The sequence below is a fragment of the Streptomyces deccanensis genome (genome assembly GCF_022385335.1).
Lineage (GTDB): Bacteria > Actinomycetota > Actinomycetes > Streptomycetales > Streptomycetaceae > Streptomyces > Streptomyces deccanensis.
This window is the reverse complement of the sequence record NZ_CP092431.1, coordinates 9,503,371-9,519,139: the sequence shown is the minus strand read 5'-3', so window position 1 is coordinate 9,519,139 and position 15,769 is coordinate 9,503,371. Positions and strand designations below refer to the sequence as shown.

Sequence of the window (15,769 nt, the reverse complement as noted above, 5' to 3'; positions counted from 1 at the left end):
TGGCTGAGGTCGGTCAGCTGTCGAGCGGTCGGTCCCGCCCCGTCGGGACCGACCGCTTCGCCGTGGTCCCCTCCGCGTCGATGTGCGGCATGATCCGGTCCAGCCAGTGCGGGGTCCACCAGGCGTGGCGGCCCAGGAGGGTCATCACCGCGGGCACCATGAGCAGGCGGACGACCGTGGCGTCGATGAGGACGCTGACGGCGAGCCCCAGCCCCAGCATCTTGACCACGATGTTGTCGCTGACGATGAACGCGGCGAAGACACTGACCATGATCAGGGCCGCGCAGGTGATGACCCGGGCCGTGATCTCCAGCGCGTGGGCCACGGAGGCACGGGCGTCGCCGGTGCGCGCCCAGGCCTCGTGGACGCGGGAGAGCAGGAAGATCTCGTAGTCCATGCTGAGTCCGAAGATGATGGCGAACATCATCATCGGGACATAGCTCTCGATGGGCACCTTGCCGTTGACGCCCAGGGCGGGCCCGCCCCAGCCCCACTGGAAGACGGCGACGACGACGCCGTACGAGGCCGCGATGGACAGCACGTTGAGCACCGCCGCCTTCACCGCGACCAGAAGGCCGCGGAAGACGGCCAGGATGATCAGGAAGGCGAGGCCGACGACCACGGCGATGATGATGGGCAGCCGGCTCGCCACGATGTCCCGGAAGTCGACCTGGGAGGCCGTGGTCCCGGTGACGTAGCCCTTCGCCCCTGTGCCGGAGACCGAGGCGGGGAGGGTGTCGTCGACGAGGCGGTTCGTCAGGTCGGTGGTGTCGGCGTTCTGCGGTGACTTTTCGGAGTAGACCGTGCCGACGAGGACGTCCCCGTCCTGGGTGGGGGTGAGCGGGGTGACCGCGTACGCTCCGTCGACCGCGTCGAGGTTCTTCTGCGCGGTGCTCTGCAGACTCTGCCGGTCCGAGGAGGGGACCGAGCTCTGGTCGATGACGACGGTGAGCGGACCGTTGGAGCCCGGGCCGAAGGCGTCCGTCATCAGGTCGTAGGCGCGGCGGTCGGTGAACGAGGTGGGGTCGGCGCCGTCGCCGATATGGCCGAGCTGCATGGAGAAGGTGGGGATCGCGAGGATCGCGACGGCCAGGACACCGGCCGACAGGAACCGCCACGGGTGGTGCTCGACGCGCTGGGCGTAGCGGTGCCAGGTGCCGGTGATCTCCTCCCCGGTGTCGGCGCCGGTCTCGGCGACGGGCTTGCGCACGTGGTAGCGGTCGATGCGTCTGCCGATGAGACCGAGCAGGGCCGGGACCAGCGTGAGCGCGCCGATGATCGCGGAGACGACGGTGACGGCGGCGGCGAGCCCGAGTTTGCCGATGAAGCTCACCCCGGACGCGTACAGCCCGGCGAGCGCGACGATCACCGTGCACCCGGAGACGAGGACGGCGTGACCGCTGGTCGAGGCGGCGCGGCCGGCCGCCCGTACCGGGTCGTCGCCGTCCATGAGGTTCTGCCGGTGACGGGTGCTCAGGAACAGCGCGTAGTCGATGCCGACACCGATTCCGATCATCGTCGCCAGGGTCGGCGAGACGGTCGCGAACGTGAACGCGGCGGCCAGGAGACCGAGACAGGCGAGGCCGCCGATGACGCTCAGCAACGCGGTCACCAGGGGAAGTCCGGCGGCGATGACGCTGCCGAAGCCGACCAGCAGGACGACGATCGCGACCGCGAAGCCGATCAGCTCGCTCACCCGGTCGTCGGCGGCGGGACGGGCCAGCTCGCCGAGCGGTCCGCCGTACTCGACCTCGGCGCCCGCCGACCGCAGCGGCTGGACCGAGTCGTCCACGCCGTCGAGATAGCCGTCCCCGAGGGTGGAGGGCTGCACGTCGAAGCGGATCGTGATGTACGCCGTCTTCTGGTCGGAGGACAGGGGGCCGACGTTCGGCTGCTGCGACTGGCCCGACGACTGCGACGACTGGCCGGAGGACGCGTCCAGCGGGTTCTGGACGGACAGCACGTGCGGCAGTTTCTGCAGGTCGTCGACCGTCTCGGACATCTGGGAGCCGAGCGAGGTCAGCGCCTTGTCCTCGTCGTGCAGGACGATCTGGCTGCCGTAGCCGCCGGCGGCCGGATCGTGCTCCTTGAGCACGTCCAGGCCCTTCTGGGACTGCACGCCCGGCAGGGAGAAGTTGTCCGAGTAGTCGCCGCCGTAGGACCGGTTCAGCACCTGCACCGCCGCGAGGGCGACCAGCCAGGCGACGACGACGATCACGAAGTGCCGGGCGCACCACTCGCCGAGCCGCCGCAGCACGCCCCCGGCGGCCTCGGCCTCGCCCTTCCCAGCGGTACGACCTGAGCGCATCGTCTCTCCCACGCGGAAGCGATCTCCGGCCCTCATTACACGACGGCGCCGGTGGCCCGGCACCTCAGGAGGGAGCCGGTCCCCCGGTTGGCGGCCCCGGCTTGACAGGCGGACGATGAGGGGGGTGGGACGGAACGGAAGGAGCCGTCATGCTGGAGATCAAGTCGGTCGAGAAGCCGGACGAGCGGCGCGACTTCCCCCGGGGTCACCTGGAGGCCGTGCACCTCACCGGGCTCGACTTCGCCGTGGCCACGTTCGAGCCGGGCTGGCGCTGGTCGGAGTCCGTCGCCCCCATCGCGGGCACGGAGAGCTGCCAGGTCCACCACAACGGCTACGTGGTCCAGGGACGCATGCACATCCGTATGGACGACGGCGGCGAGGGCGAGGTCGGACCGGGCGACACCTTCGTGTGTCCGCCGGGACACGACGCGTGGGTCGTGGGCGACGAGCAGTGCCTGCTGTACGACTTCGCCGGCCAGATGGCCCAGGACTACGCGAAGGCGAAGGGGGACTGAGCCGGTCCGGGTGCGCGAGGGAGCGGAGGCGGTGGCGCGACACGCCCCGCCTCCGTCCGCGTCAGATCCCGTCGGACTCCCGCAGGTTGTCCAAGGTCGCGTTCGTGTCGTTCTTGAGCCACTCCACGACCTCGTCGACGTCCGGCATGCTCACGTTGTCGTAGCTGGAGCCGTAGGCGCTCCACCGCATCTCGTACGTCATCCAGCCGTCGCGCACCGCGAGGGTGGCCGACCGGCTGCCGCTGGTGTCGTCGCCCGAGGTGGTGTCCTCGGTGATGAGGTACGCCTCGTCGCCGAAGCCGTCGACCTTCTCGACCTCGTAGTCGTCGTAGCGCTGGTCGTACTCGGACCACAGGGCGGTGAACTCGGGGCCCGGGTCGGTCTTCTTGTGCAGGTCCATCTGGACCGAGAAGTACGCGTCGGAGATGGTGGAGGATGAGGACTCCTTGAGGGAGATGCTGCAGTAGCTCTGGTCGATGGCCGCGTGCTTCAGGGAGTTGTTGACCGGGGCGTCGTCCTCCTCCGGGTACTCGTTCTTGAACGACGAGTAGTCCACCGACGGGCAGATGTCCGACTTGGCCCGGTAGCCGCGCAGGTCCGCCTCGGTGTCGTCCTTGCCGAGCAGGAAGACCCCGCCGGCCCAGGCGGCCGAGGCCACCGCCGCGCCGACCAGTGCCCACAGCACGGCACGCCCCCCGGCACCGGTGGCGGGCGGTGCCCCGAGGGGCGGGTAGCCGCCCGGCGGGTAGCCACCGGACGGGTAGCCACCCGGCGGCTGGCCGTACGGGTTGGCCTGGGCGGTCGTGGCGGCGACCGGAGGGCCGTAGCCGGCCGGGGGCTGGGGGTGCGGCGCCGGGGACTGCGGGTTCGGGTAGGGGTAGGCGCTCGGGACTGCCGCCTGCGTAGGTGCCTGGGCCTGCGCCGGAGCCGGAGCCGGGTTCTGGGCCGGGGCCGGTGCCGGCTGGGCGGGTATCTCGGCCTGGGTGGGTGTCTGCGGCGGGGCCTGCCCGGGCGGGGACGCGGACGGCTGGTCCTGCGGCTGTGGCTGTGGCGGCGCACCCTCGGGGCGTTCGGTCATCGGGTTCTCCTCGGTCGTGGTGGACGGGGTGCGGCGGCGGAGCCGGGTCGCCCCACGGGGCCGCGGGGCGGGGCGGAGGGATGTCGTGGTCGAACGCGTGGAGGAGGGATACCCACGGCCGGATCCCTTCCATGCGGCCGCACGGAACCCGGCCGCACCTGAAGATCCAACCCTCGCAGAACCCCTCCCGCCCGGTCGTCCGTAGAACTACGCACCCTGGTTACGGAACCTGGCGCGCGGGCCGGGGCGGGCGCCGGCCCGGTGGCCGTCCTGGGGCGGACGCCGGTGCCCGGTGCTTTCATGGGAGGCATGACCAGCAGAAGTGTCGTCGTCGAGCGCCGGGTGGCCGCTTCCCAGGGCCGGGTGTGGGAGGCCCTGACGGACCTCGGCGGTATGGAACGGATGCTCAGCGGTGTCACGAGGGTCGAGGTCCTCACGGACGGGGGCTTCGGGGTGGGCACCCGGTGGCGGGAGACCCGTCGTATGTTCGGCAAGGACGCCACCGAGGAGATGTGGGTGACCGTCAGCGAGCCGCCCGAGCGCTATGTGGTGGAGGCCGAGTCGCACGGCTCCCGCTATGTCTCGGAGTGGGTGCTGCGGGCCGACGGGCCGGAGTCGACGACGGTCCTGATGACGTTCTCCGCCCGGCCGACCGGCTCCGTGGCGGGTCTGCTCGCGAGGGTCATGGGCCCCATCGGCGCCCGCGCCGTACGCAGGGCCATCGCGAAGGACCTGGACGAGGTCGCCGGGTGGGTGGAGGGCCGCAGGGGCTGAGCCGCCGCGGCCCTCGGTCACCGTGCCCGGGTGCGTGTCAGGAGTTCAGCCCGTAGCCCGAGGTCACGTAGGCGCACTCTGTGTAGATGTAGCCGGACTCCAGCTTGGCCGTGTCGGAGGCGGCGCTGGAGGCGTTGTCGCCCTTCGGCTTGTGCAGGAAGTACGTGGTGCCGACCGGCAGGCTGATCGTGCGCTGCGGATACTTGTCGTTGCCGCTGCACGGCTTGAAGCTGGAGACCAGGGTGCTGCTCCAGTCGTAGCTGGTGCAGGTGGAGCAGCCCTTCAGGGTGAAGGTGCCGGTCACCGGGCCGGTGTACATGACCTGGATCTCGTCGGGGCTGTCGTTCTTGACCGTGACGGAGATGCTGCCGCCGGTCCGGGTGGTGGGCAGCTTCTTGCCCGCCTCCGGGACCTCCTGCGCGATCTCGGCGGCGATCGCTATCTTCTTGGCGCGCGGCGCGTTCTTGTGGTTCTTGTTGGCGTCGACGAAGTCGTTCATCGACGTCACCGCCTCGGCGAACTCACCGTCCTTGTACTGGTCGACACCGCAGGTGTAGACACCCGCGGAGGCGGCGTTCTCGGCCTTCCCCGAGGCGGCGGTGAGGGCGTCGGCCACTCCGGCCTTCTCCCCCGGCAGCGCCTTGACCTGGGAGCCGAGCGTCTCCAGCTGGTCCACGGCGGTGCACGGGTCGTCCCCGCCGACGGCCTTGACCGCCTTGTCGACGGCCGCCTCGACGTCGGGTCCGACCTTCGCCGCCTGATCGGAGTCGGGGAACGTGGTGAGGAGGTCGCTGAACTGGTCCTGCCAGCCCTCGGTGTCGCCCTCCAGGCTTTCCGAGGCGCACTCGTACAGCGAGGTGGCGAGCCGGTCGTCGGGCCAGCCGGCCAGCGAGCCGAGATCCTGCTTGCTCACGGTCTGTGGGACCGTCCGCAGGTATTCGAGGGGAGCGACCGCCTCGCAGTACTGCTGCTTCTCGTACGGGGCGCCGACCGCCGTGTAGAAGGTCTTCAGCCGGTCCGGCACCTTCTCCGCGGCCCGGGAGTCGGGGTGGTCGGTGCTGAGGTCGTCGTAGGCGGAGAGCGCCCTGCGGTACTCGGACTGGGTCGTCGAGAAGGACTCGCCGGAGGCCTTGTCCACGAGTTCGTCGGCCTTCGCCAGCCGGTCCAGGAGCATCTCCTCGACGGCTTCCTTCCGCGCGGTCTCGTACAGCAGACCGCTCGCGACGGGTACGCCGAGGAGGAGGACGCCGAGCACGATGGCCAGCGGGGACTTCGCGGGCCACACCAGGCGGTTGCGCAGGCCCAGGAAGGCGCCGTGGGCGGCCGCGAGGAGGAGGAAGAGGCCGTAGACGGTCAGGGTGGTGCCCGAGACGCCGTCAGGGTCGGCCGGCAGGACCGAGAAGAGCAGCAGCCCGGTGGCCGCCCAGCAGAGCAGGGTGAGCAGCGGGCGGCGCATCAGCGCGTAGCCGAGCCCCAGACCGCTGAGGTTCAGCAGGCCCACCCCGACGGCCCGCCAGCCGTCCGCGGGGCCGGGGGGCGGCGCCGACGGCATCGGCGGCACGACGAAGCTGTGACTCCACCCGTCCTGGTCTCTTACACCGTACTGATCCCCGGACATCTCGGATCCCCCCGTCAACTCCACCCGCATGCTTACGAATTGTCAGTGTACGGCCGAATCTCGATGCCGCGACAGGTGATTCTCGGGCGCAGGCAGAGATCGATTTCACTTCGTGACCACCGCCCTGGAGCTGGCGCGAAAGCATCGGTCGCACCGTCGGTGGGTGCGTGAAAACTACCGGCCCCACAGCTGGTTGACGCACCGGGGTCACCTTCCGGTTCGCCCGGCGGGCGAGGTGTTCCCCGTCGCCGGGGCGGAATCGGGGGCGCGGCGAGCGGGGGCCGCCTGGGCGAGGACCACGGCGGCCGCCGCGACGTCGCCCGGCGGCAACCGCATCCGTCGGCGGTACGGATCAGTAGTTCCCGCGCCGCACCCTGCGCAGCAGTACGACACCCGCGAGCACGGCCACGCCGCCGATCATCGCGGGCCACAGCTGCGAACCGGTCTCGGCGAGGCTGCCCGTCGCCGACCCGGACCCCTGTGCGCCGGGCTGCCCGGCGGCCGACGGCACGTTCGCCGCGGGCGTCTGCTCGGGGGTCGCGGCCGCGTCGCCGACGTCCCCGGCGTCGTCCGCGCCCTCGTCGCCGGCGTCGGCGTCGGCGCCGGTGTTGCCGCGCTGGGTCGCCTTCACCGAGCTGAGGACCTGGGGCTCCTTGTCGCCGCCCTGGTTCGCCTGGTCGTCCGCGCCACCGGGTGCCTGAGCGGTCTCGCTGGGCTCGGCCGTGTTCTCGTCCTGGTCCTGCCCCTGGTCACCGCCGTCGCCCTGACCGTTGCCCGACTGGTCCTGACCCTGACCCTGGTCCTGGTCCTGGTCCTGGCCGTCGTCCTGGCCCTGGCCGGGTTCCTGCCCCTGGTCGCCGCCGTTCCCTTCGTCGCCGCCGTCCCCTTGGTTGCCGCCGTTCCCTTCGTCGCCGCCATTCCCCTGGTCCCCGCCGTCACCCTGGTCGCCGCCGAGGTCGGCCGCGTCGCACTCGCGGCCGTCGTTGATGCAGTCCACCATCGCCCGCATCAGGTCCTCGTCGAAGACGTTGATGAAGTCGCCGTGATCGGTGACGGCCTTGTGGAGCTGCTCGGGGAAGGAGTCCACGGCGAACAGCGGAGTCGTACGGCCGCCGTCCTGGAGGCTCGGGGCGTCGACGTCGTAGACGATGCGCTGGACCAGCTGCGGGATGGCCTTGAACCCGGCCGCGCAACTGCCGTCCGCGGCGGCGAAGGCCACATGGGTGCGGTGGTTGGCGCTGTCGATGTTGCGGCCGTCCCAGCAGCTCTGGAACTTGAAGGTGCGTACGACGTCGCTGCCGGAGGGGCAGAGCGGGTACTTGTCCTTCAGCTGCCGGTCCTCGAAGCCGGTGCAGCTCCAGGACGCGTTGGCGTTGGCCGGGCCGTTGATGAAGGCCTTGGCGTCGCCGGTGATGATGCGCAGCAGACGCGGCATCTCCACGACGTCGCCCCGCGGGCTGCCGACGAAGGTCATCGTGACCTCCTTGGGCGTCACGATCTCACCGGCGTTGCCCTCGATGCCGCCGCCGGGCGCGTTGGCGTCCTGCTCGGCGGTGCCGTTCTGCAGACGGATCACGGGCCAGAAGTACGACGACCGGTCGCCCGGGTTCTCACAGCTGGTGTCGGCGGCGGCGAGGTCCTCGTCACTGGCGAACGCGTTGTTGCCCTGGTTGCCGACGTAGTCGTGGAAGTGGTGCGCGCCGTTGGAGACGCCGGGGGCGACGATGACGTTGTCCGAGTTGAACAAGCCGCCCGCGTTCACCCCGCAGTCGGTGCTGAAGGTGCCGGTGGAGCCGTTCTGCCCGCCACCGTTCCCGGCGTTCGGCTGGACGGACCTGATGTCGGCGTAGTCCGCGGCCACGGGCCCGTTGCCGGCCTGACCGCCGTTGCCCTGCTGCCCCTGCCCGCCCTGCTGGTCACCCTGACCGCCCTGGTCCTGGTCACCGCCGTCGTCCTGGCCGGCGCCGTCCTGTTCCCCGCCGTCCTGCTCTCCGCCGTTCTGACCGCCGTCCTGGCCGGTGTTCTGCTCCTCGGCGGGGCGCAGCTCGCAGGCGGCGAGGGCGTCGAGCCCTTCGGGGCGGTCCCCGACGCGGTCGATGGCGATCGCGATCCGCTCGATCGTCGCCGCCCGCTTCTCCTTCAACGGGTTCATGATCGCGTTGTCGGCGAACCCGCTGTCCTGCTGCTGGGCCTGGACGGAGTTCTGCAGCCGCTGGTAGGCCTCGGCTATCTGCTGGTCCAGGGCCGCGAGTTCCTGGTCGACGCCTTCCCGTGCCCCCTCGGGCACCTCCGTCAGCTCGCTGCCGACGTCCGGGCAGTCGATGGTGCCGGCGGCGGAGCCGACCCGCTCGACCACGTCGTCGGGCGAACCGTCCTCGGTGGCCGACGCGTAGACATTGACGGCCACGAGACCGCCTCCGCCCAGGATCAGCGCGATCGCGGCAGAGGTCGCGCGCCGCGCTCCGGACGGGCGTCTGCGCCTGGTGGTGCGTCCCACGGATAGCTCCTACAACGTCGTCGTCGGGTCCGGGCATGAAAAACCCCAGCCTTATACGGAGCCGGACCGCGATGTGTTCAAGCGCCTCGCAGATTCACAGGAATCCGACAGGTAGCAGGGCATCACATATGGTCAAAGGGGTAGCAAGCGCTCTCCCCGCCGAGCGGTCGAGGGCGCCGGTCCGGGCAGGGCGCCACCCCCTCTCGCCTCGGGGCGCGGGGCAGTGTAGACATGGGCACATGGTCCGTCTCCTGGGTCGATCTCGCTCTCAGTCGACCCGCCGTCCCCAGGGTCGGCCTGCGCAGGGCCGGGACCACCGTGCCCGGCGGGTACCGCACGGATCGGACGGCGGCGCGACCGGGGAGTCGGGACACGGCTGGGGCCCGCTCTCGGGACTGCGCTCGGCGCTGAGCGGGCGCAGTGTCGCCGGACAGGTGTTCCTGCTGCAGGTCGTGATCGTGCTGGTCCTGGTCGTGTCGGCCGTGGTGGCGCTGGTCCTGCAGGTACGGCACGACAGCTCCAAGGAGGCGCACAACCGTTCGCTGGCCGTGGCGGAGACGTTCGCCAACGCGCCGGGCACCCGGGAGGCGCTGAGCTCCCCCGATCCCACGGCGGTGCTCCAGCCGAGGGCCGAGGCCGCCCGGGTCCAGTCCGGGGTGGACTTCATCGTCGTGATGAACACCGACGGGATCCGCTACACCCATCCGAAGCCGGACCGCATCGGCAAGCAGTTCGTCGGCACCATCGAGCCCGCGCTGAAGGGCGAGTCGTTCACCGAGGAGGTGACCGGCACCCTCGGTCCGCTGGTCCAGGCCGTGGTGCCGATCAAGGACCCCGACGGCAAGGTGGTGGGCCTGGTCTCGGCCGGGATCACCACCGAGAACGTGGGCGGGGTGGCCGAGCAGCAGCTGCCCCTCGTGCTGGCCGCCGCCGCGGCGGCCCTCGCCCTGGCCACGGCGGGCACGGCGCTCGTCAGCAAACGGCTGCTGCGGCAGACCCACGGGCTCGGCCCGTCGGAGATGACCAGGATGTACGAGCACCACGACGCGGTGCTGCACGCCGTGCGGGAGGGCGTGATCATCGTCGGCGGCGGGGGCCGGCTCCTGCTCGCCAACGACGAGGCGCACCGCCTGCTGGACCTGCCCGCGGACGCGGAGGGGCAGGACGTCCACGCCCTGGGTCTCGAAGCACCCATGGCGGAGCTGCTGGCCTCGGGCCGGGTCGCCAACGACGAGGTGCACCTGGTGGGCGACCGGCTGCTGGCGGTGAACCAGCGGCCCACCGATCTGCAGGGCGAGCCCTCCGGCAGCGTCGCCACGCTCCGCGACTCCACCGAGCTGCGCGCCCTCTCGGGCCGCGCGGAGGCCGCCCGGGAGCGGCTGAGGCTGCTCTACGACGCCGGGGTGGGCGTCGGCACCGGCCTGGACGTGACGCGCACCGCCGAGGAGCTGGCGGAGGTGGCGGTCCCCCGGTTCGCGGACTTCGTCACCGTGGACCTGGCCCCGGCGGCGCTCAGCGGCGACGAGCCCGCGACGGCCACCACACTGCGCCGTACGGCGAGCAGCGGGATCCGCGAGGACGCGCCGCTGTACAAGGTGGGCGAGCGGATCGACCTGGTCCCCTCCTCGCCCCAGGCCCGCAGCATCGACAGCGGCAGCTCGACCCTGGTGGCCGACCTCAGCCGGGCGCCCGGCTGGCGGGCCCAGGACCTCGAACGGTCCGCGCAGGTCGTCGAGTACGGCATCCACTCGCTGATCACCGTGCCGTTGCGGGTGGGCCAGCTGGTGCTGGGGGTCGCCAACTTCTGGCGCTCGGAGAAGCCCGAGCCGTTCGACCAGGAGGAAGTGGCGCTCGCCGAGGAGCTGGTGGCCCGCGCGGCGGTCTCCATCGACAACGCGCGCCGCTACACCCGCGAGCACACGATGGCCGAGACCCTGCAGCGCAGTCTGCTGCCGCGCCACCTGCCCGAGCAGAGCGCCCTGGACGTCGCCTACCGCTACCTGCCCGCGCAGGCCGGGGTGGGCGGCGACTGGTTCGACGTCCTGCCGCTGTCCGGCACCCGGGTCGCCGTCGTCGTGGGCGACGTCGTCGGTCACGGTCTGCACGCGGCGGCCACGATGGGGCGGCTGCGCACGGCGGTGCACAACTTCACCGCGCTGGACCTGCCGCCGGACGAGATCCTGGGGCTGCTGGACGAGATGGTCAGCAGGATCGACCAGGACGAGGCGGTCCTCGACGGCAACGCCCCGATCACCGGGGCGACGTGCCTGTACGCGATCTACGACCCGGTGTCGCGGCGCTGCACCGTCGCCCGCGCCGGGCATCCGCCGCTGGCGGTGGCCCGGCCCGACGGCACGGTCGACTTCCCCGAGGTGCCGGCCGGTCCGCCGCTCGGTCTCGGCGGGCTGCCCTTCGAGACGGCCGAGCTGGACCTCACCGAGGGCAGCCGCATGGTGCTCTACACCGACGGTCTCGTGGAGGACCGGGAGCGGGACATCGACGACGGCCTCGAACTGCTGCGCGCCGCGCTGGCGGGGGCCGACACCTCGCCGCAGGGGACCTGCGAGGCCGTGCTCGACGCACTGCCGCCGAGCCGGGCGAGCGACGACATCGCCCTGATCGTCGCCCGCACCCAGGCGCTGGACACGGGCCGTGTCGTCGAGTGGGAGGTGCCCGGCGACCCGGCCGCGGTGCGCCGGGCGCGCTCCGAGGCCACCCGGCAGCTGGCCGAGTGGGGCCTTGAGGAGCTGGAGTTCACCACCGAGCTGATCCTCAGCGAGCTGGTCACCAACGCCATCCGGTACGGCGGCGGCCCCATCCGGGTCCGCCTCATCCACGACCGGCAGTTGATCTGCGAGGTCACCGACAGCAGTCACACCTCGCCCCATCTGCGGTACGCCGCCACGACCGACGAGGGCGGCCGGGGCCTGTATCTGATCGCCCAGCTCACCCAGCGGTGGGGCACCCGCTACTCCCCCACGGGCAAGACGATCTGGACCGAACAGGCGCTGCCCTGACGGCCGTCGGACCGACGCTCCCCGGAGACCCCGAGGGGCTTCGAAGGACATCCCACCCAACGCACGAGGAGTGAACCGGAGCATGCGTACAGGACTGCTCGGAACCGGACCGTGGGCCGAGATGGCCTACGCCCCCGCGCTGAGCGCGCACCAGGAGCTGGAGTTCGCGGGGGTGTGGGGCAGGCGCCCGGAGGCAGCCAAGGAACTGGCCGACCGGCACGGCGGCGTGGCCGTGTACGAGGACGTCGACGCCCTGTTCGCGGACGTGGACGCGGTCGCCGTGGCCCTGCCGCCCTCCGTCCAGGCGCCGCTCGCGGTGCGCGCGGCCCGGGCGGGCTGTCATCTGCTGCTCGACAAGCCGCTGTCGACGGACGTCGAGGAGGGGCGGGCCGTCGTCCGGGCGGTCGAGGAGGCCGGGGTCGCCTCGGTCGTGTTCTTCACCGCCCGGTTCCAGACGGCGATCGACGCGTGGATCACCGAACAGGCCGCCCGTGAGGGCTGGTTCACGGGGCGGGCGGAGTGGTTCGGGTCGCTGTTCGACGGCGAGAGCGACAGCCCCTTCGCGGACTCGCCGTGGCGGAGGGAGAAGGGCGGCCTGTGGGACGTGGGCCCGCACGCCCTGTCCGTGCTGCTGCCGGTCCTCGGGGACGTGGAGAAGGTGGCCGCCGCCGTGCGCGGGCCCAAGGACACGGTCCATCTGGTGCTGCTGCACACCGGCGGGGCGTCCAGCACCCTCACCCTCAGCCTCACCGCCCCGCCCGCGGCGTCCGGCGCGACGGTCGAGCTGCGGGGCCGGACCGGGACGACCGTGCTGCCCACGACCGACGAGGGGGCCGTACCGGCTCTCGTGCGGGCGGGGGACGCACTGCTGGCAGCAGCCCGCGGTGGTCGTCCGCATCCGTGCGACGCCGCGTTCGCACTGCGCGTGACGGAGCTGTTGGCCTCCGCCGAAGGACAGTTGACCGGCTGACGCGGCCGCCACCGAGCCCCCGCGGGGGCGGGGCGCTCGTCGGCGGCGGGCTCAGACCCGGGAGCCGGTGAGGAAGCGGTCCAGGGTGGCGGTCAGCTCCGCCGGCTTCTCCACGGGGAGTTCGTGGCCCGCGTCCAGGATCCGCACCTCGGCGTCCTGGTAGGCCTTGGCCATGCGGAGCATCTGGGCGACGGGCAGTTGGATGTCGTGGTAGCCGTGGACGAGGAGGGTGGGGGTGCTGACCTCGCCGAGGCGGTCGAGGACGTCGAAGGCGCGCATGGCGCCGTACAGGGTCATCACGACCTCGCGCGGGGTGGCGGCGGAGGCGCGAATGTACTCCCGGATCTCCTCGCGGGGGTAGCCGGGCGCGAAGGCGCGCTGGATGTTGGCGGCGACGAACAGCTTGAACGGGACGCGGGTGGAGGCCGCCATCAGCAGGCCGCGGCCCCGGCTGTAGGCCATGCGTCCGATGGAGTTGACCAGCACCAGTCGTTCCACCCGCTCGGGGTGGGCGAGGGTGATGGTCTGGGAGATCATGCCGCCCATGGAGTGGCCGACCAGGACGAACCGCTCGATCTCCAGATGATCGAGGAGGGCGAGCACGTCCGACGCCAGCTCCTCGATCGTGCGCACCCCGGCGCCGCCGCTCTCGCCGTGCCCGCGCAGGTCGAGCCGGATCACGCGCCGCTTCTGGGCGAAGTGCGCGACCTGGTGGTCCCAGCGGTGGCGGTTGGCGGTCCAGCCGTGGACGAACACCAGGGGCACCCCGTCGCCCTCGCGGGGGCCCTCGTCGTCGTACGTCAGCGCGGCGCCGTCGACTTCGAGCTGCGGCATGGGGGCCTCCTGCGGTCCGGTCCGGCCCGGTGCGGTCCGGTTACTGACCGGTACGGTAGCCGGTGGCCCGGCCCGCGTAAATCGTGCGCGCCCCCTGCTCCACCCTGCTAACTTCCCCCGGTGTTCTCCCTCCAGCAACCCCCGTTCTTCACACGGCTGCGCGACGCGCGGCGTGTGCTCATAGCCGGCGCCGGTGGCGGCTTCGACGTCTACGCCGGGCTGCCGCTGGCCCTCGCTCTGCGGTCGGCGGGCAAGGAGGTCCATCTCGCCAATCTCTCCTTCGCCGATCTGTACGGTCTGAGCCTCGACGTGTGGCTGGAGCAGGACGTCGCGGCGGTGGGCCCCGACACCGCCTTCCGGGGCGACTACTTCCCCGAGCGCACCCTCGCGGAATGGCTCGACCTGCACGGGATGGCGAGCACCGTGTACGCGTTGTCACGTACGGGTGTGGCGCCCCTGCGGGCGGCCTATCGCGCGCTCCTCGAACATCTGGGCGGGGTGGACGCCCTCGTCCTGGTCGACGGCGGCACCGACATCCTCATGCGCGGCGACGAACACGGGCTCGGGACGCCGGAGGAGGACATGGCGAGCCTGGGTGCCGTCGCCGGTCTCGACGAGGTGCCGGAGCGGCTGGTGGCCTGCCTGGGCTTCGGCGTGGACGCCTATCACGGGGTCAATCACGCGCTGGTCCTGGAGAACCTGGCCGCGCTCGACCGCGACGGCGCCTATCTGGGGGCGTTCTCGCTGCCCCGCGACAGCCGCGAGGGCACCCTCTACCTGGACGCGGTGGCGCACGCCCAGCGGGCCACGCCGACCCATCCGAGCATCGTCAACGGCTCGGTCGCGGCGGCCGTGCGGGGCGAGTTCGGCGACGTCCGGTTCACCGAGCGGACCCGGAACAGCGAACTGTTCGTGAACCCGCTGATGGCGCTGTACTTCTGCGTGGACGCGGTCGGCCTGGCCCGCCGCAACCTGTACCTCGACCGGCTGGAGAAGACCGAACTCACCCGGCAGATCAGCTCGGTCGTCGCCGAGTTCCGCGACGAACTGCCCCGGCAGCGCCAGCCGCGCGCCTTCCCGCACTGACCACCGGGAACAGGTGACAGACTGCCGCCATGGAAGAACGCGCATTCGGTAGGTCGGGTCAGCACGCGTCCGTGGTCGGTCTCGGCACATGGCAGCTGGGCGCCGACTGGGGAGACGTCGACGACAAGGAAGCCCTCGCGGTGCTGGAGACCGCGGCCGAGTCGGGGGTGACCTTCTTCGACACGGCCGACGTCTACGGCGACGGGCGCAGCGAGCAGACCATCGCCACGTTCCTGCGGAGCAGGCCCGATCTGCATGTCCTCGTCGCGACGAAGATGGGCCGTCGTGTGGAGCAGATCCCCGAGAACTACGTCCTCGACAACTTCCGGGCCTGGAACGACCGCTCCCGCCGCAATCTCGGCGTGGACCGCCTCGACCTGGTCCAGCTCCACTGCCCGCCCACGCCGGTCTACTCCTCCGACGAGGTGTTCGACGCGCTCGACACCCTGGTCGAGGAGGAGCGCGTCGCCGCGTACGGCGTCAGCGTGGAGACCTGCGCCGAGGCGTTGACGGCGATCGCCCGGCCGAACGTGGCGAGCGTGCAGATCATCCTCAACCCGTTCCGGATGAAGCCGCTCCTGGAGGTCCTCCCGGCGGCCGCGGAGGCGGGGGTCGGGATCATCGCGCGCGTCCCGCTGGCCTCGGGACTGCTGTCCGGCAAGTACACCAAGGACACGGTCTTCCCGGAGAACGACCACCGCACCTACAACCGGCACGGCGAGTCCTTCGACCAGGGCGAGACCTTCTCCGGTGTCGACTACGGCACGGGCGTGGAGGCGGCCGTCGAGTTCGCCGCGCTCGCCCCCGAGGGGTTCTCCCCGGCCCAGCTGGCGCTGCGCTGGATCATCCAGCTGCCGGGCGTCACGACGGTCATCCCGGGGGCCCGCACGCCCGAGCAGGCGCGCGCCAACGCGTCGGCCGCCGCGCTGCCGGAGCTGTCCGGCGAGACGCTCACCGCGATCCGGGAGCTGTACGACCGCCGGATCAAGGAGCAGGTGGAAAGCCGCTGGTAGGACAGCCTGCGGGGGTCGTCGGGCGCCGCGCGCCGGACGACCCCCGCAGGCAGGTCGAG

11 protein-coding genes are annotated in these 15,769 nt (G+C 71.7%); 6 read left to right on the top strand and 5 right to left on the bottom strand.

Annotated elements, in window-relative coordinates:
- Positions 1-13: 13 nt before the first annotated feature.
- Positions 14-2,308, bottom strand: coding sequence for an MMPL family transporter (locus L3078_RS41870; protein WP_239759484.1), 2,295 nt, complete (start codon positions 2,306-2,308; stop codon positions 14-16).
- Between the two features lie 149 nt (positions 2,309-2,457).
- Here L3078_RS41870 and L3078_RS41865 point away from each other — a divergent pair, with 149 nt between their 5' ends.
- Positions 2,458-2,823 carry a cupin domain-containing protein gene (locus tag L3078_RS41865; RefSeq protein WP_239759482.1) on the top strand — a complete coding sequence of 122 codons (366 nt, stop codon included), beginning with the start codon at positions 2,458-2,460 and terminating at the stop codon, positions 2,821-2,823.
- A gap of 61 nt (positions 2,824-2,884) precedes the next feature.
- Here L3078_RS41865 and L3078_RS41860 read toward each other — a convergent pair whose 3' ends face one another.
- Positions 2,885-3,901 carry a hypothetical protein gene (locus L3078_RS41860; protein WP_239759481.1) on the bottom strand — a complete coding sequence of 339 codons (1,017 nt, stop codon included), beginning with the start codon at positions 3,899-3,901 and terminating at the stop codon, positions 2,885-2,887.
- 309 nt (positions 3,902-4,210) lie between these two features.
- Between L3078_RS41860 and L3078_RS41855 the strand changes: the two genes are divergently transcribed.
- Entirely contained in the window at positions 4,211-4,675 is a 465-nt protein-coding gene (locus L3078_RS41855; RefSeq protein ID WP_239759479.1) for an SRPBCC family protein, read from the top strand.
- A 37-nt stretch (positions 4,676-4,712) separates the two neighbouring features.
- On the opposite strand, the gene L3078_RS41850 is transcribed toward L3078_RS41855, so the two are convergent.
- Positions 4,713-6,293, bottom strand: coding sequence for a hypothetical protein (locus L3078_RS41850; protein WP_239759477.1), 1,581 nt, complete (start codon positions 6,291-6,293; stop codon positions 4,713-4,715).
- Positions 6,294-6,645: 352 nt separating this feature from the next.
- On the bottom strand, positions 6,646-8,700 hold the full coding sequence (locus L3078_RS41845; protein ID WP_239760704.1) for a DUF1996 domain-containing protein: 2,055 nt from the start codon (positions 8,698-8,700) through the stop codon (positions 6,646-6,648).
- Positions 8,701-9,029: 329 nt separating this feature from the next.
- Here L3078_RS41845 and L3078_RS41840 point away from each other — a divergent pair, with 329 nt between their 5' ends.
- A complete protein-coding gene (locus tag L3078_RS41840; protein WP_239759475.1) occupies positions 9,030-11,807 on the top strand; it encodes a SpoIIE family protein phosphatase in 2,778 nt (925 codons plus the stop codon).
- 82 nt (positions 11,808-11,889) lie between these two features.
- Positions 11,890-12,777, top strand: a complete 888-nt coding sequence (locus L3078_RS41835; protein ID WP_239759472.1) for a Gfo/Idh/MocA family protein — start codon at positions 11,890-11,892, stop codon at positions 12,775-12,777.
- Between the two features lie 51 nt (positions 12,778-12,828).
- On the opposite strand, the gene L3078_RS41830 is transcribed toward L3078_RS41835, so the two are convergent.
- Positions 12,829-13,611: an alpha/beta fold hydrolase gene (locus tag L3078_RS41830; protein WP_239759470.1), complete on the bottom strand. Its 783-nt coding sequence runs from the start codon at positions 13,609-13,611 to the stop codon at positions 12,829-12,831.
- A 120-nt stretch (positions 13,612-13,731) separates the two neighbouring features.
- On the opposite strand from L3078_RS41830, the gene L3078_RS41825 reads away from it, so the two are divergent.
- Together L3078_RS41825 and L3078_RS41820 are read left to right on the top strand one after the other, a co-directional pair.
- Entirely contained in the window at positions 13,732-14,697 is a 966-nt protein-coding gene (locus tag L3078_RS41825; protein WP_239759468.1) for a DUF1152 domain-containing protein, read from the top strand.
- A gap of 29 nt (positions 14,698-14,726) precedes the next feature.
- Entirely contained in the window at positions 14,727-15,710 is a 984-nt protein-coding gene (locus L3078_RS41820; protein WP_239759466.1) for an aldo/keto reductase, read from the top strand.
- The last annotated feature ends 59 nt before the right edge of the window (positions 15,711-15,769 follow it).